A 280-nucleotide genomic window follows, 5' to 3' on the forward strand; every position below is an offset into this window, starting at 1 on the left:
TCGACGAGATCGGGCAGCATGAACTGCTGGAATCGCCACGTGACGGCCAGCGTGATGTCCGGCTGCATCAGACGGTCGCCCAGCAGCCAGCCGTTTCCTTCGCGGCCCGCGATGGCTGTTTCCAGATGGTCATATGCGGCGAACAGCTGCGTCTGGACGCGGTCGATCCACGGTTGATGCTGGCGCTCGGCGGGACGCAGGTTCAGCTCGTAGACGTTTTGCATCGTCTTTTCGCAGGCGGCGAGTGCGAAGCCGATCAGGCTCAGCGCCTTCAGACGCT

The 280-nt window shown here is 63.2% G+C and carries 1 protein-coding gene; it reads right to left on the reverse strand.

Features of this window, described 5'->3' with window-relative positions:
• Positions 1-280: glutathione S-transferase C-terminal domain-containing protein (locus SB753_RS36620; protein WP_410805017.1), on the reverse strand; the 280-nt coding region annotated here is incomplete at both ends.

Source organism: Paraburkholderia sp. SIMBA_053 (assembly GCF_046534895.1).
Taxonomy (GTDB): Bacteria; Pseudomonadota; Gammaproteobacteria; order Burkholderiales; family Burkholderiaceae; genus Paraburkholderia; species Paraburkholderia caledonica.